Source organism: Vibrio hangzhouensis (genome assembly GCF_900107935.1).
Lineage (GTDB): Bacteria > Pseudomonadota > Gammaproteobacteria > Enterobacterales > Vibrionaceae > Vibrio > Vibrio hangzhouensis.
This window is the reverse complement of record NZ_FNVG01000025.1, coordinates 1-20236: the sequence shown is the minus strand read 5'-3', so window position 1 is coordinate 20236 and position 20236 is coordinate 1. Positions and strand designations below refer to the sequence as shown.

Genomic DNA, 20236 nt, shown 5'->3' with positions numbered 1-20236 from the left:
GGCTCTGAAGTTATTAAAACTGCTTGCTTATTTTGCGTCCTTTCTGTAACATTCGCGGTCCTTAATTCTCGGTCTTTTTTATTAGTTCCTTGCTTCCTCTGGACGACCGAGCCAAACGTGGAAGCTAATAATCCGTAAGGAGCAACCAATGCGTCATTACGAAATCGTATTCATGGTGCACCCTGATCAAAGCGAGCAAGTTGCTGGCATGATCGAGCGTTACACTGGTTCTATCACTGAAGCTAACGGTACTATCCACCGTCTAGAAGACTGGGGTCGTCGTCAACTGGCTTACCCAATCAACAAGCTTCACAAAGCTCACTACGTTCTAATGAACGTTGAAGCGCCACAAGAAGCTATTGATGAGCTAGAAACTGCTTTCCGTTTTAACGATGCAGTTCTACGTAACATGATTATGCGTACTAAAACAGCAATCACTGAGCCTTCTATCATGCTTAAGCAGAAAGAAGAGCGTGCTCCACGTCGCGAAGAGCGTACTGAAGCTAAGCCAGAAGCAGCTGCAGAGTAATTTATTACTCATTTAGTACTTGGTAATTGATTCAATTACCGACAACAAGACTTTAAATTAGATCAGGAGATAGCCCATGGCTCGTTTCTTCCGTCGTCGTAAATTCTGCCGTTTCACTGCAGAAGGCGTTCAAGAGATTGATTACAAAGACGTAGCAACTCTTAAAAACTACATCACTGAAGCTGGTAAAATCGTACCTAGCCGTATCACTGGTACAAGCGCTAAATATCAGCGTCAGCTAGCGCGCGCTATCAAGCGTTCACGCTACCTAGCTCTACTGCCATACACTGATAAGCATCAGTAATCGGCACCGTTTATTAAGAAAGAGGATTAAACAATGCAAGTTATTCTACTTGATAAAATCGGTAACCTAGGTGGTCTTGGCGATACAGTTAACGTTAAATCTGGTTACGCTCGTAACTTCCTTATCCCTCAAGGTAAGGCTGTAATGGCAACTAAATCTAACGTTGAAATGTTCGAAGCTCGTCGCGCTGAACTAGAAGCTAAAGTAGCTGAGCAACTATCTGCTGCTGAAGCTCGTGCTGAAAAAGTTAACGCTCTAGAAGCAGTTGTTATCGCTTCTAAAGCTGGTGACGAAGGCAAACTATTCGGTTCTATCGGTACTCGTGACATCGCTGATGCAATCACTGCAGCTGGCGTTGAAGTAGCTAAGAGCGAAGTTCGCCTACCTGAAGGTGCTCTACGCACAACTGGTGAGTTCGAAATCAGCGTTCAACTTCACTCTGAAGTATTCGCTACTGTGAACCTACAAGTTGTTGCTGCTGAGTAATTTCAGTCAGAAGAACAATGAAAAACACCAGCTTCGGCTGGTGTTTTTTTTTGGAATTTTCTAACTAAAAGCTAAACAACAGATTCACGGTAAAAATCGAATCGCGTTTGCTCAAAGTGCCTGGCACCTTGCTGTGATACTGACTGTCGTAGGCTACTTTGAGAGCGATGGTTTCGGTAATGGCGTTGGTAACATTGACCTCGGTATCAAAACGCGTATTACTTTTACCACTGGTGGTGGTGAGTTTTGTCCCCAGTGTCAGATTGTTTAAAGGCTTCCAAAGCAGATTGATGTTGCCCCGCACAATGGCTTCCCTGACGATATTTGGAAAGATAATGTCTTTATCGTCGATCTCATCCACGTTGGGCTCCTGATAACGGTAACCCGGACCGACTTCTACCTCAAACAGCAAAGTTTTGGTATTGGCTATCTGATAACCCAAACCACCAGAAACGGTGTGATCCTCATAGTAAGAGCTATAGAGCGATGAAAAGCCGTTGTAGTTGCCGTACAGGTACGCCTTAGGGCCTAACTTATAGTCCGTTTGCAGCAGGTAGTTTTGCTGGTTTTTGTCCTCATCGCCGTTTTTGTACAATTGATAGTACTTCCATTCACCACTGGTACGGTGACGCCCCTGGGTGTATTCCGCTGCCACTCGAGCGTTGAGCGATTGAGAATCGGTGTTCCCAGAGTGAGCTTGGTAGCCAAATTCCACTTCGGTCTGGAGAGGAGATGGAGGTGCATCATCGCTATCGCTGGAAGGGAGAAACTCTTCAGCATAGATCGCAGGTGAGGCAAGCAATGCTAGGCTAACAAGCAGTTTCTTTGACACAAAAACCTCACGATATGCAAATGGGGCTGGGATTATATGTGTGGCATATTCGTCCATCGTCAGCAATAGGTCAAATATTGATTGAGGATTTATCGTTTTAGTCGCGTTTTCTTTACTTTAGCCCTAACTTATTTTGAGTATATAATGGTGGGTCATAGTGTGTTGTCGAGTAGAGTCATGGCGGATATCCGAAATCAAAAAACTAAAGATGCTCAAGTAGACGCGGTGAAGGTCCCGCCTCACTCGCTGGAGGCAGAGCAATCGGTACTCGGTGGGTTGTTATTAGATAATGAGCGCTGGGACACGGTAGCGGAAAAGGTCCTCAGTAGTGACTTTTACAGTCGACCACATCGTTTGATTTTTGAAGGTATCAAATCACTGCTTGAAGAGAGCAAACCGCTCGACCTGATTACCCTGTCAGAGTTTCTCGAACTGCGTGAGCAGTTGGATGATGTCGGAGGCTTCGCTTATCTGGCCGATCTGGCCAAAAACACCCCAAGCGCAGCAAACATTAACGCCTACGCCGATATCGTGGCGGAACGGGCGCTGGTGCGCAATCTGATTGGAGTTGCGAATGAAATAGCGGACGCCGGTTATGATCCGCAGGGTCGGTCATCGGAAGATCTGCTGGACATGGCAGAGAGTAAGGTTTTCAAGATTGCTGAAGAACGCACCAGCGAAAATGAAGGCCCGCAGAATGTCGATAACATTCTTGAAAAAACACTAGAGCGTATTGAAATCCTTTACAAAACACCGCAAGACGGTGTAACGGGCGTGACCACCGGCTTTAATGATCTGAATAAGAAAACGGCTGGTTTACAGGGCTCAGATTTGGTGATTGTGGCGGCACGTCCGTCGATGGGTAAAACCACGTTTGCGATGAACTTGTGTGAAAATGCTGCGATGTCACAAGACAAACCGGTACTTATCTTTTCACTGGAGATGCCGGCCGAACAGATCATGATGCGTATGCTGGCGTCCTTATCACGTGTCGATCAAACCAAAATACGTACTGGTCAGCTGGATGATGAGGATTGGGCCAAGATCTCCACCACCATGGGCATGCTCATGGAAAAGAAGAACATGTACATAGACGACAGTTCTGGTCTGACACCGACCGAAGTTCGCTCCCGAGCTCGCCGTATTGCCCGTGAGCATGGTGGTCTGAGTCTGATCATGGTCGACTACCTTCAGTTGATGCGCGTGCCTTCCTTGTCCGACAACCGCACGCTGGAGATTGCTGAGATTTCGCGCTCATTGAAAGCGCTCGCCAAAGAGCTGAACGTCCCTGTTGTGGCACTATCGCAGCTTAACCGCTCGCTTGAACAACGTGCCGATAAACGCCCGGTGAACTCAGACCTTCGTGAATCAGGCTCTATCGAGCAGGATGCCGACTTGATCATGTTTATCTATCGTGACGAGGTGTATCACCCAGACAGTGCGCTGAAAGGGATTGCCGAGATCATCATTGGTAAGCAGCGTAACGGTCCTATCGGTTCGGTGCGACTGACTTTCCAGGGGCAATATTCCCGCTTTGATAATTACGCAGGTCCTGCGTTTGATGAAGAATAGTAGGGCAGACGTATGAGTTATATGAAGGCGGCGACGGCGCACATCAACCTGGAGGCGCTTGCCCACAATTTACAACGTATTAAACAAAAAGCCCCACAAAGCAAAGTCATGGCCGTTGTTAAGGCTAATGGCTACGGGCACGGCTTAAGGCACATAGCTAAGCATGCACTGGGTGCAGATGCGTTTGGCGTTGCCCGTATTGAAGAGGCGCTGCAGCTTAGAGCCTGCGGCGTGGTAAAGCCGATTCTTTTGCTTGAGGGTTTTTACTCCCCTAATGATTTACCGGTGCTGGTCACCAATAATATTCAGACCGTCGTGCATTGCTACGAACAGCTGGAGGCGTTGGAACAGGCAGATTTGGAAACCCCAGTAGTTGTCTGGCTGAAAGTCGACAGTGGCATGCATCGCCTTGGTGTTCGTGAAGAGCAGTACCAAGAGTTTGTCGAACGCTTGCATCACTGCAACAATGTCGCAAAACCGCTGCGTTACATGAGCCATTTTGGCTGTGCCGATGAATTGGAAAACCCAATGACGCAGCTGCAAATCGAACGGTTTATGTCGTTGACTGAAGGGTGCAATGGCGAACGTTCCATGGCGGCATCGGCGGGACTGCTCGAATGGCAGTCCAGTCGCATGGACTGGGTTCGTCCCGGTATTATCATGTACGGCGTTTCTCCCTTTGGAGATAAGACAGCTGCGGAGATGGGTTTTCAGCCTGTCATGACGCTAAAGTCACATTTGATCGCTGTTCGTGATGTGAAAAAGGGCGAAAGTGTCGGCTATGGGGCAGCCTGGACCAGTCAGCGTGACACCAAAGTGGGCGTGATTGCGATTGGTTATGGTGATGGATACCCGCGTACCGCACCGAATGGAACTCCTGTGTTGGTGAATGGCCGCAAAGTGCCTATCTCTGGTCGTGTTTCCATGGATATGCTGACGGTCGATCTGGGACCCGAGGCCACCGAGCGTGTTGGTGATGAGGCTATATTGTGGGGCGAGGCCTTGCCATCTGAAGAGGTCGCCAGGCACATAGGCACGATTGCCTACGAGTTGGTGACGAAACTGACTTCCCGCGTGGAAATGAGTTATAGTCCAGTCGATAACATCTGAAAATAAAGAGCCCGGTTTGGGCTCTTTTTTATTGTTCGCCGTCTAGCCATTGCCCTGTAAGGTGGCAATCACCCTTCTCTCACCACCAAAATCTCGGTGCTCTCCCAGATAGATGCCCTGCCATGTTCCCAAAGCTAAACGACCGTTGCTGATCGGAATCGTCACACTTGAACCTAGTAAGGAACTTTTGATGTGGGCAGGCATGTCATCGCTGCCTTCGTAGGTATGTTTGTAGTATGGGGCGTTTTCTGGCACGTAGCGATTAAAATGACTTTCCATGTCGGCTCTGACAGTCGGATCGGCATTCTCATTTAAGGTCAGACTGGCCGAGGTATGTTGGATGAACAGGTGTAGTAAACCTACAGAGTAGTGTTTGATTTGTGGCAGTTGTTGTTCAATTTCATCAGTGATCAGGTGAAATCCGCGTTTTCTTGCATTCAGATGCAATGTCTTTTGTTGCCACATGCTGGCTCCTCTGTATTATTGTGCTGCTTAATGATAGGGTGTTCACCTATTTTGTTTATATTGTGAACCGTTACGTGACCTAACTCAAGGTGAGCGTAATGGCTCTGGTTCATAATTGGGCCTGAAAATTTATTACCAAATCAGAGCCACGGCTTTGTGAACCAACTACAAATTTTAACACCTAGTGGTGCCGAAAAGCCTACTAGGCTGTATTTAGAATATACTGTTTATTATTCGCTAAACTGGGGTTTCCTTTTCCTTGGGGGGAATGGGAATAAAACCGACTAAAAATTGGGATAGAGACCATGTTGAAAAACATCAATCCAACGCAAACTGAAGCTTGGAAAGCACTGACTGCGCACTTTGAGTCTGCGCAAGATATGGATTTAGCAGAACTATTTGCTCAAGACGCTGATCGTTTTGGCAAATTCTCTACGCGCTTCGGCTCTGACATTCTTGTTGATTACTCTAAAAACTTAATCAACGACGAAACAATGAAAAACCTGTTTGCTCTGGCTAATGAGACTGAGCTTAAAGGCGCAATCAAGGCGATGTTTGCGGGCGATACCATCAACCAAACAGAAGGTCGCTCTGTTCTTCACGTTGCACTACGTAACCGTAGCAACACGCCAATCATGGTAAATGGCGAAGACGTCATGCCTGCGGTTAATGCCGTTCTTGAAAAAATGAAAGGCTTCTCAGAGCGTATCATCTCTGGCGACTGGAAAGGCTACACTGGCAAAGCGATCACTGACGTAGTGAACATCGGTATTGGTGGCTCTGACCTTGGTCCATACATGGTGACTGAGGCGTTAGGTCCTTACACTAACCACCTGAACATGCACTTCGTGTCTAACGTCGATGGCACGCACATCGCTGAAACGCTGAAGAAAGTTAACCCAGAAACAACGTTGTTCCTGGTTGCTTCTAAGACATTCACAACTCAAGAAACAATGACGAACGCGCACTCAGCTCGTGATTGGTTCCTGGCATCTGCTATCGATGAAGCACACGTGGCTAAGCACTTCGCTGCGCTATCAACCAACGCGACAGCAGTTGCTGAGTTTGGTATCGATACAGACAACATGTTCGAATTCTGGGACTGGGTCGGCGGTCGTTACTCACTATGGTCAGCAATCGGTCTTTCTATCATTCTGGCCGTTGGTTATGACAACTTCATCGAGTTGCTTGCTGGTGCGCACGAGATGGATAAGCACTTTGCGGAAACAGATCTGGAAAGCAACATCCCAGTTCTTCTGGCACTGATCGGTATCTGGTACAACAACTTCCACGGCGCTGAGTCTGAAGCGATTCTGCCATACGACCAGTACATGCACCGCTTTGCGGCTTACTTCCAACAAGGCAACATGGAATCAAACGGTAAGTTCACTGATCGCAACGGTGAAGCGGTTGACTACCAAACTGGCCCAATCATCTGGGGTGAACCAGGCACGAATGGTCAACATGCTTTCTATCAGCTAATCCACCAAGGCACTAAGCTGATCCCTTGTGACTTTATTGCTCCTGCCATTTCTCACAACCAGGTGAGCGATCATCACCAGAAACTGATGTCTAACTTCTTCGCACAGACAGAAGCATTGGCATTCGGTAAATCGAAAGAGACAGTTGAAGCAGAATTTGCTGCGGCAGGTAAGAGCGCAGAAGAAGTGAAAGACCTTGTACCATTCAAGATCTTCGAAGGCAACCGCCCAACTAACTCAATCCTAGTGAAGCAAATCACGCCACGTACATTGGGTAATCTAATCGCGATGTACGAGCACAAGATCTTCACTCAGGGTGTTATCTGGAACATCTTCAGCTTCGATCAATGGGGTGTAGAGCTTGGTAAGCAACTGGCAAACCAAATCCTTCCTGAGCTGGCAGATGACAGTGAAGTAAGCTCACACGACAGCTCGACTAATGGCCTAATCAACGCATTTAAAGCGTTTCAGGCATAATGAGCCCATCGTGAGATGACAATAAAAAAAGGTGCCAGTAGGCACCTTTTTTTTGTTAGCCGTTATTTTGCCTTTGGCAGTACAACTACTTGGGTCTTTGCCCAGATATCGTGGAAACCCCGCTTTTTAGGGTCGATAGGCACGGAGAGGTTAGAAAGCCCAAACGCCGACGTTGCAAGACGGATGAGGGCTTGCGTGACGGTAATGCGTCCCCCCTCCAGGTTCTGTATTTCGATTTTCCAGGCACGCATACCCAGAGTTTGACCAGCACGAGTCCAGAAAAACACGATAAAGTAAATCCACACAAAAGCCAGATAGGCAGTGTACACCAGACTCCAGAACGGATGCTTACCCAAGAAGTCGCTAGCGTCAGCATAAGGGGCGTAGCTCAGCAGACCGGCTGCCACCAACGCTTCTAGCACGGCCACCACAATGCCGCCAGCCATCATGACTACCGCAAGAATAATTAAACTGTCATAAAACAGTGCGCCAAGCCTGCGAAATAGCCCGGCAGGGGGAAGAGATTGTGTTTCCATAGTACATCATTCAATAATCAAAACTGGCCACAGGATAGCGATTATGGCGCTGTGAAGAAAGCCTCTTGGTCCGCATTTCATCACATTGTGGCGAAAATAACAGCAAACAATAGAATATTCAGCGTTTTGCTCTTGCGCGATCCGAATGCTTACGTATAATGCCAAGCATCAAAGGACATCAGTCCAAGATGCCGGTGTGGTGAAATTGGTATACACGACGGATTCAAAATCCGTTGCCTTCGGGCGTGGCGGTTCAAGTCCGCCCACCGGTACCATATTTAAACGATAAAGCCTCGACGAAAGTCGGGGCTTTGTTGTATCTGGAGTTTGTAAATTCAGAATCGCGTGGCGTCAGGAATGCCTGCCCAGTCAGTCCGCCCACCGGTACCATATTTAAACGATAAAGCCTCGATGAAAGTCGGGGCTTTGTTGTATCTAAAGTTTGTAAATTCAGAATCGCGTGGCGTCAGGAATGCCTGCTCAGTCAGTCCGCCCACCGGTACCATTTTTAAACGATAAAGCCTCGACGAAAGTCGGGGCTTTGTTGTATCTAAGGTTTGTAAATTCAGAATCGCGTGGCGTCAGGAATGCCTGCTCAGTCAGTCCGCCCACCGGTACCATTATTTAGAAAGGTCGCTTTTATTGCGGCCTTTCGTCGTTTCTGACTCTGCGAAATCTCTTTTGTTTATTTTTCTGGCATGTTCGCTTTAGCGATATCAAACGATAAACGTCTCTGTGAATGAAATCGCCAATTATGTGTGTACGCACACATATTGTGTAGGTCTTCTTCGGGTAGGGTGGAGTATTTACGAGGTCAGAAAATGTCTACACAGTCGTTGAACAGTCTTACCGAGGCGTTTGGACAGTTACCAGAGGTGCTAGCGGTGGTATTGGGAGGCTCGCGTGCCAGTGATTCAAACGATGCGTTGTCCGATTTTGATTTGTATATCTATTGTGAGTCTCCGATTAGCCGACAGGTACGTAAACAGATCATCAGCGAACATTGCGCCTACCTGGAGCTGGCCAATCGGTTCTGGGAAGAAGAAGATGACTTTGTGCTAAATGATGGTACTGTTGTTGAGCTGATTTACCGTCAAATGGATGAGTTTGCTCAGGGTATTGATGCGACGGTAAGGCAAGGGCAGGCGACAGTTGGCTACAGTACCTGCTTCTGGTTTAGCTTATTGAACGCTAAGGTGTTGTATGAGCGTGGCGAATGTATCAGTCAATTGCAGCAAAAATACAGAGTGGTTTATCCGTCTATTCTACGCCAGAGTATCATTGATAAGAATCTGCCTTTACTGCTGAGTGTTATCCCTGCTTATCCGGACCAAATTAACAAGGCCGTACAACGAGGTGACAGAGTGAGTGTGCAACACCGTATCACCGCCTACTTAGCCAGTTATTTTGATGTTTTGTTCGCTGTCAATGAGCTGCCTCATCCGGGCGAAAAACGTTTGTTATCGTTCGCGCTGCAGCACTGTCAGCACCTTCCTGTGGAGTTTGAAGCGTCTCTCTGCAAACTATTGTCTCCCAAATCTGATGATGAGCTGTCCAGCGCTTTGCGTTTCATGTCAGAGCAGATTGAGACGCTGGTATTGTCGCAAATGAAAGACATGAAATGAGGCCCGGTAATTCATTGCCAAGGGTTCCGCGTTAATTCCCGAAAAGGTTGTCTTTTGCAATTCACCAATAGGCAATTAATATCAAACTCAGCGGTTTCACTGTTTGTTTATCAACATGTGAAGCGCTAGAATCTAGGTATGCCCAAGTGTTCTCAGAATGAGCAATGAGCTGACTTGGACATAACAGATAGGAGAATTACTGTGAGTGCAAAATTTACCCATGTTGCCTGGCAACAGACTGATCTCAACGCCAGTGAGAAGTTAGTATTATTGAAGTTGGCGGATCTGTCGGGCAATGATGGTTCGGTGGCCATTGCACTTGCAGAGATTGCGAAAGAGTGTTTATTAGGTGAATTTGCGTTGGCGGATTTACTGACATCCTTGGCCAGCAAAGGGTTAGTTGAAAAGGGACACGTAGAATCCAGAGGGCGGGAGCAGATCCATCACTTCCGACTCATGCTATCTGAAGGCCATCGCTTACCCGTGATTGAGACAACCAACCGTCCAGCGCCGGCTAGTCAGCCTTCACGTGTCACCACATTACAGCAGTCCAGTGCACCCGGGTGGTCTGTCCCTTCATTTGACATATACAAAGTTCCGCCAGCCAGTCGTAACACCGTCTGGCAAAATTTCGTGCGTGAGAATGGTACCAATACTACCAACATCACACGTCTGGCACGACAACTGGAGGACTGGCTGGAGTATGCAAAACGCTCTGGGAGTCTACAAGCAGTCATCGGCGAGCAGCCGGGTTATCGTAAAGAGTCCAAAGTGGTATCCACCTCGGCTCAGGATGGCAATGCTTCAACCAGCAGCCAGTATCTGTCTACTCATGAGCTGAACGAATTTGAAATACCGGACTGGGCAGCCCAAACCATTGCTTTTTCCCGGCTGAAAATCGACCCAAACTTATTTTGGGAAAAGTTTGTGGTTTACTACAAAGCACGGGCTAACGAGTACACCAATGTCACGCAAATGTTGAATAAACTAAGACTTTGGATCGTAAACGAAAAGCAGGCTGAAGATCGCCGCAAACAAGCGGAAGAGAGAAGACGCCAGTCTTACCAAAGCAGCAGTAAATCGGCAGATGTCAGCCCTTCAGAAGAATTCAGGGAGTATTTACGTGGACAAGGTAAGAATCCGAACTTTTAACACTGTGTGTCGCTGAAATAGGTAACAAATATGAGTAACGGCAACAAACCCAAAAATCTGGACTTTGGTGCAATGGAGAAAAAGCTGAGAGAAATGGGTGTAAACGGCAATCTCGACCATCTCAAAGCCTCGCAAGACCGTGCCGTAGCGGCAAAGGTAGAACCGGAGAACGAAATAAGCTCAACTCAGGTTGCTCCAGCTACTTCTTCACAGCAACTGGTCAACAGTGAATCCGAGTCAGAACGGCAGCCCAGTGACTGGTGCAACTACATCTTCGGCACCTTGTTAAGTATTTATGAGTCGACCTGGATAAAATCCTACGGTCGCAGACCAACGGGGCGCTTTCTGGATTTTGCGGATAGCCTGACGGAAGCTGAACTGATGCGCGTTATCCAGCATTGCCGGGAGCGATTGCAAGCGGGTGAGAAGTGGCCACCGATAATGGGCGAACTTGCGCTGTTGAAAAATCAACTGACTGAATCTGAATCTTTGGAAGCCATGAACCGGGTGATCAACAAAGAACCTCAAAATCAGCTGGAAAAGTGGATCATGCAGAACAAAGGTTATGAGCTGCGCCGTCTGCCACAATCTATCATAGTTCGTCGCTTTAAAGAGTTTTATCGGGAAGCAATGAGCTTGCAGGAGAAGGGTAAGCTGGTCACCGAACTTCCGAAGGGAATTGCTCAACATTCCGTGAAAAATTTAGTGGATTTAAAGCGGGAAGAGTTTGAGCAAAAGCACGGTAAAACGCTGGATCCTCGTATTGACGCCATATTAAAGAATCGCCAGACCGAGCAATAACGTTTGGCGACAACTCACAATTAATAATTATGTTAACTGGTCACATTTTACTAATAATTAGGTGAATTAAAGAACGAAGTTCTTTAAAATTTGCGCTAGTTTTTCAAATAGTTGCAGTGGAATTGTGGCCAGTATCAAAATTTCAGTGGATCGACTCCAACCGGGACTGCATGTCCGGCTCCCGGTCAAATGGAACGATCACCCATTTCTGTTTAATGTTTTCAAGATCAAATCTCAGGAACAAGTGCGCATTATCAGGCAGCTTGGGATTAAGTTTGTCCATATTAACCCAGATCTGAGTGATGTCGCACCGCTACCCGCTCAGCAACAACCTCCTGTGATCATCGCAGATGCGAACACAAGATCGGAATCAGAACGGCTTTGGGATGAAAAGCAGCAGCGAATCGAAGAGTTGAGCGCGTACCGCCGAAGGGTTTCTCGTTGTGAGAAAGAGTTCGATCGCTCACTGGCCCGTATTCGTAATGTGATGACGAAACTCAGAAGTCGCCCAGAACTGGCGACCAAGGAGGCTAAGTTACTGGTCGATGACATTGTAGAGTCTCTACTCTCTGAAGAGGAAGTCACCCTTCATCTGATGGGCAGCAAAAGTGAGTTTGAAGATATCTATTTTCATAGTCTGAACGTTTCGGTACTGTCGATGATCATCGCTAAGGCCAAAGGCCTGGATGCGGCAGCCATTAAGTCAGTGGCCATGGCGGCGCTATTTCATGACATAGGTAAAATCAAAATCCCTTCCTCGATTCTGCGAAAAACCACACCACTGACAGAGCCAGAAACCAACTACCTGAAGCTGCATACCAAGTACGGCAGTGACATAGTACAGTCAATTGGGACCTTACCCGAAGAGGTCACGGTCGTGATTGAACAACATCATGAGTTGTTGGATGGTTCGGGGTATCCAGCTGGACTTCAAGGAGATGAAATTAATTCGGTTGCTCAGATCATTTCCGTCGCGAACGCATTCGATAACCTTTGTCATCATCAGAATCCTCAGGAGAAGAAAATCCCTTACACCGCATTGTCATACTTGTATAAGCATGCCAAGAGTCTCTATAACCAGGAAAACCTGAGCATTCTGATTAAGTACATGGGCGTCTATCCTCCGGGTACAGTGGTCAAACTGTCTAATGAAATGATAGGGCTGGTGGTGTCGATCAACAGCGCGAATTTATTGTGTCCCAACGTCTTGATTTACGATCCAACGGTACCAAAACTGCAAGCACCCATTGTGACTTTAGATCCTAATGAGCTGAAAGTGGAATCGGTGATTCACCCGGAGCGTTTGCCGGAGGAGATCCGCGAGTATTTAAACCCGAGAGCCAGGATCTCCTACTATCTTGAAGACAATAAAGTCTAGTGACCGAAATCTCAATTTACCGTGCTAAACAGAGTGGGTTCTTTGTCTGGTGTCCAGTCGACCTGTGAAACGTGAGCGGTAATCACTTCATAGATCACACCGTTATAAACCACGATATCACCTAACTGGTAATCAACGTTGAGTTGCCAGTTGGTCGCAGGATCTGCATTGCTCCACAGTGTAGAGTATAGTGATGGAGCCCAGTCGCTTTGAGAGAAGTGGTCTTTTTGTGCCACGTACACGGTACCTTGATGGTCAACATGATCGCCTGTGGTGTATTGCGTGTCAGGTTGCCACTGAGGAATATAATTATCCAGAGTATCAAACACATAACCTGCTTCTAGAGCGAGGGCTAAGAATTTGTCCAGCTTTGGAATATTCTGGGTTTCCCCCATTCCGCGTCGGCCATCTTCAAATAAAAATTCGTGGGTTAATACGATGACTTTGTCTTTGTGTAAGGGGGTATCGCAAGGGAAATTCTGAGCTTTGGAATTAACCGGCTCAATAGTTACCGGAGCACAACTATTTTGTGCCGCTTTAACGTAGGTTAGGAAGGCTTCAGGTTCGGTCAGGCTATTAGCTGGCATCGCAATGCCCCAGTTTTCCGGGGCCCAATCTAAATCCCAGCCAAACAATTGGTAACTATCGTTAGTCAACATGTCAGAAAGTACCATGGCGTTATTTGCACTGTTGGATGGATTCTCCGGGTCACATACATAGTTGGGATCCCAAGGGAGATAATCATCTGAGGTCGCACAAAGCCCATCGGCCTTGAGGTCCTTCGTCACGCGCCAGCCATTGGTATAAGGGAGTCGGGCAAATTGATCGGCGACATAGTTAGGATAACTGGTGATGTTGGGTACATGTTGCTCAAGTTTCGCTAAATTGAGAGGGAAAAACGTGTAATCGTAGCTAGGGTTTCGATAGGAGTTGACGTTGTGCATGCCCGTTGCATTGCAAGCCTCCGCCGTATTTTCTCCGTTGGCACCGTCGCAGTTGTGCACCATATGATCATAGCTGTGGTTACCGATCATATGTCCAGTATTGAGTGCCAATAGCAGAGCCTCCAGAGCGTGATCCTCATTTTCATCGCCGATGCCATCTAAATGCCAGGCATTAAAAAAGAATGATCCTTTCACATTGTGCTTGTTCAGCGTTTCGATCACTTTGATAGACGCATTGATTGGGCCGTCATCAAAGGTGAGATATATCGTGCCCTTAGGTTCGTTTGCGGAAACGCCAAATGAGAGAGGGATAAGCAAACTACTGACGATGCTAGTGATTTTTTTCATAATTATTCCTGATTTTATATTGAGTTAAATATTAAATAAACATACCAACACTCAGTAAGTAATCTATCTAAATAATATTTCTTAATAAGTTGGTTTTATTATTTTTGCGATCCATTTCATACAAAAACGCAACCGGTTGCGCTTTAATGTTAATGATGTTTTTGTTAGGGTATTTAGTATCAATGAAAGGAGGTTGTATGAAGAAAATATTACTTTGCTGCAGCGCTGGAATGTCGACCAGTATGCTAGTAAAAAAAATGCAACAATCGGCGCAAACTCGTGGTATCGAGTGTGATATCCAAGCTAAGTCTGTATCAGACTTTAACGACGCGATCGGTGAGTACGATGTCTGTCTGCTGGGGCCTCAAGTGAGGTTTCAGTTAGAAGAGTTGAGGAAAGTTGCCGCCGAGCATGGCAAAAATATCGATGCTATATCACCACAAGACTATGGAATGATGAAAGGGGCGGAAGTGTTAGATCAAGCGCTGGCCCTTATAGATTAGTCAATTACTAACGTTAACGTGAAATAAAGGAATATGTTATGAAGCTTTATGATGCGATTATAAATGTCGTCGAAAAGCACATCGCGCCAATAGCAACAAAAGTAGGTAATCAACCCCATGTTCGCGCAATGAGAGATGGCTTTATTGTGGCAATGCCGTTTATTATTGTTGGTAGTTTTTTACTTGTTTTTGCTTTTCCCCCATTTTCTGAAGACACCACCAATAGTTTTGGCCGAGTTTGGCTAGATTTTGCCACCACACATTTTGATACCATTATGATGCCATTTAGTATGTCCATGGGCATCATGACGATCTTCGTTTCTCTTGGGGTCGCCTATAGTCTTGCTAAGTCCTACAAGATGGATGGGATCACCAGTGCAACTCTGTCATTGATGAGTTTCTTGTTGGTGGCAGCGCCCGCAACGGATGGTGGCCTGCCAACAGGCCATATGGGCGGGACTGGTATCTTTACTGCGGTGATCTGTGCATTTTTTGCCGTCGAACTTTATCGCTTCATGAAAAAGCACAATATCACCATCCGTATGCCAGAGCAGGTTCCTCCAGCGATTGCCCGCTCTTTTGAAGTCTTGCTACCAGTATTGGCGGTCTTCTTTACCTTGTACCCACTGAGCATTTTTGTACAAACCCAATATGACATGTTGATCCCAGATGCGGTGATGGCCATGTTCAAACCATTGGTCAGCGCGTCTAATACACTGCCAGCCATTATTGGTGCACTGCTGGTATGTCAGTTGCTTTGGTTTGCAGGGATTCACGGTGCGGCGATTGTTGTTGGTCTACTGTCTCCAATCTTTCTTACCAACATCAGTGCCAACATCGATGCGTTTGTGGCAGGAGAGCCTGTACAAAATATCTTTACTCAGCCGTTCTGGGATTTCTATATCTTCATCGGTGGTTCCGGTGCAACGTTCGCACTTGTTCTACTTATGATGTTCAGCCGTTCAATTCACTTAAAGAGTTTAGGACGCATGAGTGTGGTACCTGGTTTTTTCCAAATCAACGAGCCAGTGATTTTTGGTAGCCCTGTAGTCCTGAACCCAATTTTGTTCATTCCGTTTGTGTTCACTCCAGTCATTAACGCGACGATTGCCTATTTTGCCGTGCATGCAGGCTTGGTCGGAATGGGGGTTGCGACAACACCGTGGACGGCACCAGCTCTCATCGGCGCATCTTGGGGTTCAGGCTGGACACTGTCCCCTGTTCTTTTGGTACTAGCGCTCTTGGTAATTGACCTATTTATTTACCTACCGTTCTTCAAGATGTTTGAAAAGCAACTGCTTGAGCAAGAGCAATCAAAACAAGAGAGCGAAGTAGCACAACCTGGCAAAGCGGCAACCGCATAACGACTAAGTCATATTGAGGAGGAAAGTATCATGGAACAAGAATTGGTAGTGATGGAGATCATCTGCAATGCAGGTGAGGCGAGAAGCTTGTGTTTTGAAGCGCTGCAAGCTGCGAGAAAGCAGGACTTAGCCACCGCAGATGCGTCGCTTGCAAAGGCAAAACAGTGCCTGAACAAAGCACACTTGATTCAGACTCAGCTCATCGAGCTGGATCAAGGTGAAGGCAAAGTACCGATGACATTAGTGATGGTGCATGCCCAAGACCATTTGATGACTACCATTCTTGCCCATGAGCTTGCAACAGAGTTGGTTGAGCTGAGAAAAGCATTAGTAAAGGAGTGATCCTATGACAGCACAATCACTGAAAATTGCTGTTATTGGTGGGGGGAGCAGTTATACCCCAGAGCTAATTGAAGGTATTTTACTTAGGCAAGATTCATTACCAGTTCGTGAAATCTGTTTAACCGATATCGAGGCGGGCAAAGAAAAATTGGAGATTATTACCGCGCTTACCCAGCGTATGGTGGCAAAGGCTAAAGCCGATATCGTGGTTTCTCAAACGTTAGATCGACGAAAGGCGATAAAAGGTGCGGATTTTGTTATGACCCAATTTCGTGTTGGAGGGCTCAAAGCTCGCCAGCGTGATGAGGCGATTCCTCTGAAATATAATCGAATTGGACAAGAAACCACGGGGTCGGGTGGCTTTGCTAAAGCGCTACGTACTATCCCTGTCGTTCTTGATATTTGTCGAGATATTGAAGAGCTTGCTCCGAATGCGTGGATGTTAAATTTTACCAACCCTGCGGGTCTCGTGACGGAAGCTATCCAGAAATACAGTAATGTGAAGACCATTGGCCTTTGTAACGTTCCGGTCTCGATGCAAATGATGGCCTCAGAGATGCTCGATTGCGAGCCAAGTGCTTTGCAAATGAAGTACGCGGGTCTTAACCATCTCGTTTGGGTAACCAGCGCTTACCTTAATGGTAGAGAGGTCACCAAAGAGCTGCTTGAAAAAGTAGGCGATGGCGCTAATTTCTCGATGAAAAACATTTTTGAAGAGCCTTGGGATGCTGATTTTCTTAACGCATTAGGTGTGATTCCTTGTCCTTATCATCGCTACTACTATCAAACGGAAGCGATGCTGGCAGAAGAACAGTTGTCCTTTAAAGAAAAGGGCAGCCGTGCTACGCAAGTTATGACAACGGAAGCCGCGTTGTTTGAGTTGTATAAACAAGCCTCTCTAGACAGTAAACCTAAAGAGCTGGAAGAGCGTGGTGGGGCTTATTATTCGGATGCGTCATTGAATCTTGTTGATGCCATCCATAATAATCGTAATGACATCCACGTGGTCAACGTCCGTAATGCTGGCGTGATCAGAGCCTTGCCAGATGATGCGGTCATTGAATGTTCAGCCGTGATTGGTAATAACGGTGCAACGCCACTTGCCGTGGATCCGCTGCCTCATTTCGTTGAAAGCCTGATCTCTCGGGTGAAAAGTTATGAAATGCTGACCGTGGAAGCCGCTGTGTATGGAGATAAGGAAAAAGCGCTACTGGCATTGGCCACTCATCCTCTGGTGGGTGATATTCAAGTTGCAAAGTCGCTGCTTGACGACATCCTTGAACAAAACGAGGATCACTTGCCACAGTTTGTATCACATTAGGAAAGGCGTGATTAAGTAATAATAGAGGGAAATAGCGTGAAGATAATTTTTAATGCTGACGACTATGGGCTGTGCCAAGCGGTGAATCAAGGAATCATTGCCAGCCATCTTAATGGCGTGGTGACGTCGACGACTATGATGGTTGGAATGCCTGGGGAGCAAGATGCCTTGGAGCGTTTATTGTTGGCACCAAGTCTCAGCGTAGGTGTGCATTTGCGCCTTACCGCAGGTAAACCATTATCTTCTGATTTCCCTATTGTGAACTCAGAGGGGCGGTTTCCTAAATACGATGCACTCATGGCACAGTTGGAGTCAGTGCATGAAGCGTCTATTTATGAGGAGTTTCACGCTCAAATCGAACACTTTCTGAGTTTTGGTATTCCTCTTAGTCACTTAGACAGTCATCATCATGTTCATCTTCACCCAATAGTCACTAAGGTGGTCGCTCGGTTAAGCCATGAATTTGATGTTCCTTATCGCGCAACTCCAACCCTAGCTGGTTATCAATTTAGTGATGGCTTTTATGATGACAATATTTCGTTGGAGTGGCTCAAATCGCAACTCTCTTCTTGGTCAGAGCGTTATGATGTGGTCGAAGTCATGTGTCATCCTGCTATTGTGGATGAAGGACTGTCCTCAATGAGTTCGTATGTCGATAAAAGAGAGCAGGAACTTGGCGTCCTAAGCTCGCAAGAATTGAAACAATATATACAAGAGCATCAGATTGAGCTAACCCGTTACAGTGCTGTTATTTAGTCGATACTTTTATCGATAACCATGAGTGCCTTCCCAAAAATTCACCTTGCGCTCATGGTTACTTCTTTCCCTACTTCACTCGGTTACGTACTATTGAGAGCAGCGATTCATTTTCACAACATTCAAGGAATCTTAGTCAATGGCGAGTATTAAGGAAGTTGCTGCATTGGCGGGTGTCAACCGCTCGACAGTCTCACGGATCATTAATGGTGAAGGTAGCTTTCGAGCCGATACAAAACGTAAAGTCGAAAAGGCGATGGCGGAATTGGATTACAGACCAAGTGCCATCGCCAGAAGTTTGGCAAAGTCAAATTCCAACATGATTGGCCTGATGGTGACCTATTATACCGGTGGTTTCTTTGGTCAAATGATGAATCAGGTTCAACTGGAATTGGATGAACAGCAAAAATTCTTAATTACGGCTCAGGGACACCATAGTTCCGAAGGAGAACGTAAAGCGGTGGAGAAGTTTCGGGATCTTCGCTGCGATGGTTTTATTCTTCACAGCCGATATCTGAGTGATGAAGAGTTGCTCAAGCTCTCTCAGTCGAAAACGCCTTTTGTGTTACTCGATAGAACTGTGATAGGACTTGAAGATAAATGCGTCGTATTCGATCATCTTCGGGCGTCTGAATTGGCAACGTCCTATTTATTAGATCATGGACATCGACGAATTGCGTGTATTGGTGGTCCAACGATGCGCCACAGTTCCCAAGTGCGGGTGGAAGGTTTCAAGCAAGCGATGCAGGCTCGAAATTTAGAGATTCCGCCTGAGTATATCGCAGTAGGGGATTACGAATTGGAAAGTGGATATGAGGCAATGAAGCAACTCATGGCATTATCCGAGAAGCCGACGGCTATCTTTTCTACAGGTGAAGAAATGACCCGTGGGGTGATGAAGTATTGTTATGAGCATGGCATTCGTTGTCCGGATGATATTTCTATTGTGAGTTACGACAGCGTTAATAGCTGCAGAGGACTGTTTCCTCATGTGACCACTGTTGATTTTCCGATTACTCAAATGGCTCACAAAGCAGTGCAATTGTTAGTGAGTCAGATCGATGCTGGCTATTCTGCACCAGATAAGCGTTATCTTGAGGCCACTATCCAGCAAGGTAATAGCGTAAAGCGTATATCTGAGTCGTTTCAGAACTAAGTGGACACCCTTAATCGAGAGCCTGATGGTAATAGAGATTCCACTTTCCAAAGCTACTTGGGAATGTATAGCTCAAAATATCATCGAAAACTTAGTGTTTTGCTGGCTATCGTTCAATAAAGAGTCAAACAGCGTGTTTTTCTGTTTTTTTAATAAAAAACGCTTGCCAACGTGATCCGGATCTCTATAATGCGTCCTCACTGACACGGCAGAGCCCATAAGGGTTTGAGCGCAGAGTCAGTCAGGCAGCTAGCCAAAAGGACAATCTGAAATTTGTTTTTGAAAACTTCAAAAAATAAATTAAAAAAGTGTTTGACACTGAAGATTATCCCGCTAGAATGGCTGCCTCTTCAAACGGAAAGCGAAACGCAGCGTTGTGAAGAGAATGTTCTTTAACAATATAGACCTATCAATCTGTGTGGGCACTCGTTGATGATAATCAAAATTAGATTCTTCGGAATCAAATTTGGTTTCAATGAACTGAGTGACCAATTCAAGTCGTAAGACTTGGCACAGTCAATTCATTATCGTTCTGTTGGAACGATAATAGCTTTAAAATTACATTAGTAGTTTTGAAGTCAGTATTCATTGAGCCGACAAAATCTTAAATTGAAGAGTTTGATCATGGCTCAGATTGAACGCTGGCGGCAGGCCTAACACATGCAAGTCGAGCGGAAACGAGTTAACTGACCCTTCGGGTAACGTTAACGGCGTCGAGCGGCGGACGGGTGAGTAATGCCTGGGAATATGCCTT

At 46.4% G+C, this 20236-nt stretch carries 20 protein-coding genes, 1 tRNA gene and 1 rRNA gene; 18 read left to right on the top strand and 4 right to left on the bottom strand.

All coding sequences use genetic code 11. From position 1 onward, the window contains the following. The first annotated feature begins 148 nt into the window (after positions 1–148). From rpsF to rplI, 3 genes are all read left to right on the top strand, one after another. Positions 149–529 (top strand): 30S ribosomal protein S6, encoded by a 381-nt coding sequence (rpsF, locus tag C4S60_RS19220; RefSeq protein ID WP_103881959.1) that lies wholly within the window; start codon positions 149–151, stop codon positions 527–529. A 76-nt stretch (positions 530–605) separates the two neighbouring features. After that, positions 606–833: a 30S ribosomal protein S18 gene (gene rpsR, locus C4S60_RS19215; RefSeq protein ID WP_000090472.1), complete on the top strand. Its 228-nt coding sequence runs from the start codon at positions 606–608 to the stop codon at positions 831–833. 33 nt (positions 834–866) lie between these two features. Further along, on the top strand, positions 867–1319 hold the full coding sequence (gene rplI / locus C4S60_RS19210) for a 50S ribosomal protein L9 (protein WP_103881958.1): 453 nt from the start codon (positions 867–869) through the stop codon (positions 1317–1319). Between the two features lie 64 nt (positions 1320–1383). On the opposite strand, the gene C4S60_RS19205 is transcribed toward rplI, so the two are convergent. Then, positions 1384–2151 carry a DUF481 domain-containing protein gene (locus C4S60_RS19205; RefSeq protein WP_103882002.1) on the bottom strand — a complete coding sequence of 256 codons (768 nt, stop codon included), beginning with the start codon at positions 2149–2151 and terminating at the stop codon, positions 1384–1386. A 177-nt stretch (positions 2152–2328) separates the two neighbouring features. Here C4S60_RS19205 and C4S60_RS19200 point away from each other — a divergent pair, with 177 nt between their 5' ends. Continuing rightward, complete coding sequence (locus tag C4S60_RS19200) at positions 2329–3723, top strand: replicative DNA helicase (RefSeq protein WP_103882001.1); 1395 nt, start codon at positions 2329–2331, stop codon at positions 3721–3723. 21 nt (positions 3724–3744) lie between these two features. Then, positions 3745–4833, top strand: coding sequence for an alanine racemase (gene alr / locus C4S60_RS19195; RefSeq protein ID WP_208623289.1), 1089 nt, complete (start codon positions 3745–3747; stop codon positions 4831–4833). Positions 4834–4875: 42 nt separating this feature from the next. Here alr and C4S60_RS19190 read toward each other — a convergent pair whose 3' ends face one another. Continuing rightward, complete coding sequence (locus C4S60_RS19190) at positions 4876–5298, bottom strand: secondary thiamine-phosphate synthase enzyme YjbQ (protein ID WP_103881956.1); 423 nt, start codon at positions 5296–5298, stop codon at positions 4876–4878. A gap of 305 nt (positions 5299–5603) precedes the next feature. Here C4S60_RS19190 and pgi point away from each other — a divergent pair, with 305 nt between their 5' ends. Continuing rightward, on the top strand, positions 5604–7256 hold the full coding sequence (gene pgi / locus C4S60_RS19185) for a glucose-6-phosphate isomerase (RefSeq protein WP_103881955.1): 1653 nt from the start codon (positions 5604–5606) through the stop codon (positions 7254–7256). Between the two features lie 62 nt (positions 7257–7318). On the opposite strand, the gene C4S60_RS19180 is transcribed toward pgi, so the two are convergent. After that, entirely contained in the window at positions 7319–7792 is a 474-nt protein-coding gene (locus C4S60_RS19180) for an RDD family protein (protein ID WP_103881954.1), read from the bottom strand. 190 nt (positions 7793–7982) lie between these two features. On the opposite strand from C4S60_RS19180, the gene C4S60_RS19175 reads away from it, so the two are divergent. The 5 genes from C4S60_RS19175 (at position 7983) to C4S60_RS19155 (ending at position 12748) form a co-directional block, all read left to right on the top strand. Next, positions 7983–8067, top strand: a tRNA-Leu gene (locus C4S60_RS19175). Between the two features lie 546 nt (positions 8068–8613). Beyond that, positions 8614–9417: a nucleotidyltransferase domain-containing protein gene (locus tag C4S60_RS19170; protein WP_103881953.1), complete on the top strand. Its 804-nt coding sequence runs from the start codon at positions 8614–8616 to the stop codon at positions 9415–9417. A 201-nt stretch (positions 9418–9618) separates the two neighbouring features. Next, on the top strand, positions 9619–10569 hold the full coding sequence (locus C4S60_RS19165) for a helix-turn-helix domain-containing protein (protein ID WP_103881952.1): 951 nt from the start codon (positions 9619–9621) through the stop codon (positions 10567–10569). A gap of 30 nt (positions 10570–10599) precedes the next feature. Further along, the gene (locus C4S60_RS19160) at positions 10600–11370 is read left to right on the top strand and encodes a hypothetical protein (protein WP_103881951.1); all 771 of its coding nucleotides are present in this window, start codon (positions 10600–10602) and stop codon (positions 11368–11370) included. A gap of 124 nt (positions 11371–11494) precedes the next feature. After that, positions 11495–12748, top strand: coding sequence for a cyclic di-GMP phosphodiesterase (locus tag C4S60_RS19155; RefSeq protein ID WP_103881950.1), 1254 nt, complete (start codon positions 11495–11497; stop codon positions 12746–12748). Between the two features lie 11 nt (positions 12749–12759). On the opposite strand, the gene C4S60_RS19150 is transcribed toward C4S60_RS19155, so the two are convergent. Further along, positions 12760–14046: a polysaccharide deacetylase family protein gene (locus tag C4S60_RS19150; RefSeq protein WP_425275147.1), complete on the bottom strand. Its 1287-nt coding sequence runs from the start codon at positions 14044–14046 to the stop codon at positions 12760–12762. 191 nt (positions 14047–14237) lie between these two features. Here C4S60_RS19150 and C4S60_RS19145 point away from each other — a divergent pair, with 191 nt between their 5' ends. The 7 genes from C4S60_RS19145 to C4S60_RS19115 all read left to right on the top strand — a co-directional run. After that, entirely contained in the window at positions 14238–14543 is a 306-nt protein-coding gene (locus C4S60_RS19145) for a PTS sugar transporter subunit IIB (protein WP_103881948.1), read from the top strand. Positions 14544–14581: 38 nt separating this feature from the next. Beyond that, complete coding sequence (locus tag C4S60_RS19140; protein ID WP_103881947.1) at positions 14582–15907, top strand: PTS sugar transporter subunit IIC; 1326 nt, start codon at positions 14582–14584, stop codon at positions 15905–15907. A 30-nt stretch (positions 15908–15937) separates the two neighbouring features. Next, the gene (locus C4S60_RS19135; RefSeq protein WP_103881946.1) at positions 15938–16249 is read left to right on the top strand and encodes a PTS lactose/cellobiose transporter subunit IIA; all 312 of its coding nucleotides are present in this window, start codon (positions 15938–15940) and stop codon (positions 16247–16249) included. A gap of 4 nt (positions 16250–16253) precedes the next feature. Continuing rightward, the gene (locus C4S60_RS19130; protein ID WP_103881945.1) at positions 16254–17570 is read left to right on the top strand and encodes a 6-phospho-beta-glucosidase; all 1317 of its coding nucleotides are present in this window, start codon (positions 16254–16256) and stop codon (positions 17568–17570) included. A 36-nt stretch (positions 17571–17606) separates the two neighbouring features. Beyond that, positions 17607–18326 carry a chitin disaccharide deacetylase gene (gene chbG / locus C4S60_RS19125; protein WP_103881944.1) on the top strand — a complete coding sequence of 240 codons (720 nt, stop codon included), beginning with the start codon at positions 17607–17609 and terminating at the stop codon, positions 18324–18326. Positions 18327–18465: 139 nt separating this feature from the next. Further along, a complete protein-coding gene (locus C4S60_RS19120) occupies positions 18466–19482 on the top strand; it encodes a LacI family DNA-binding transcriptional regulator (protein WP_103881943.1) in 1017 nt (338 codons plus the stop codon). Between the two features lie 606 nt (positions 19483–20088). Beyond that, positions 20089–20236 (top strand): 16S ribosomal RNA (locus C4S60_RS19115); the annotation flags it as partial.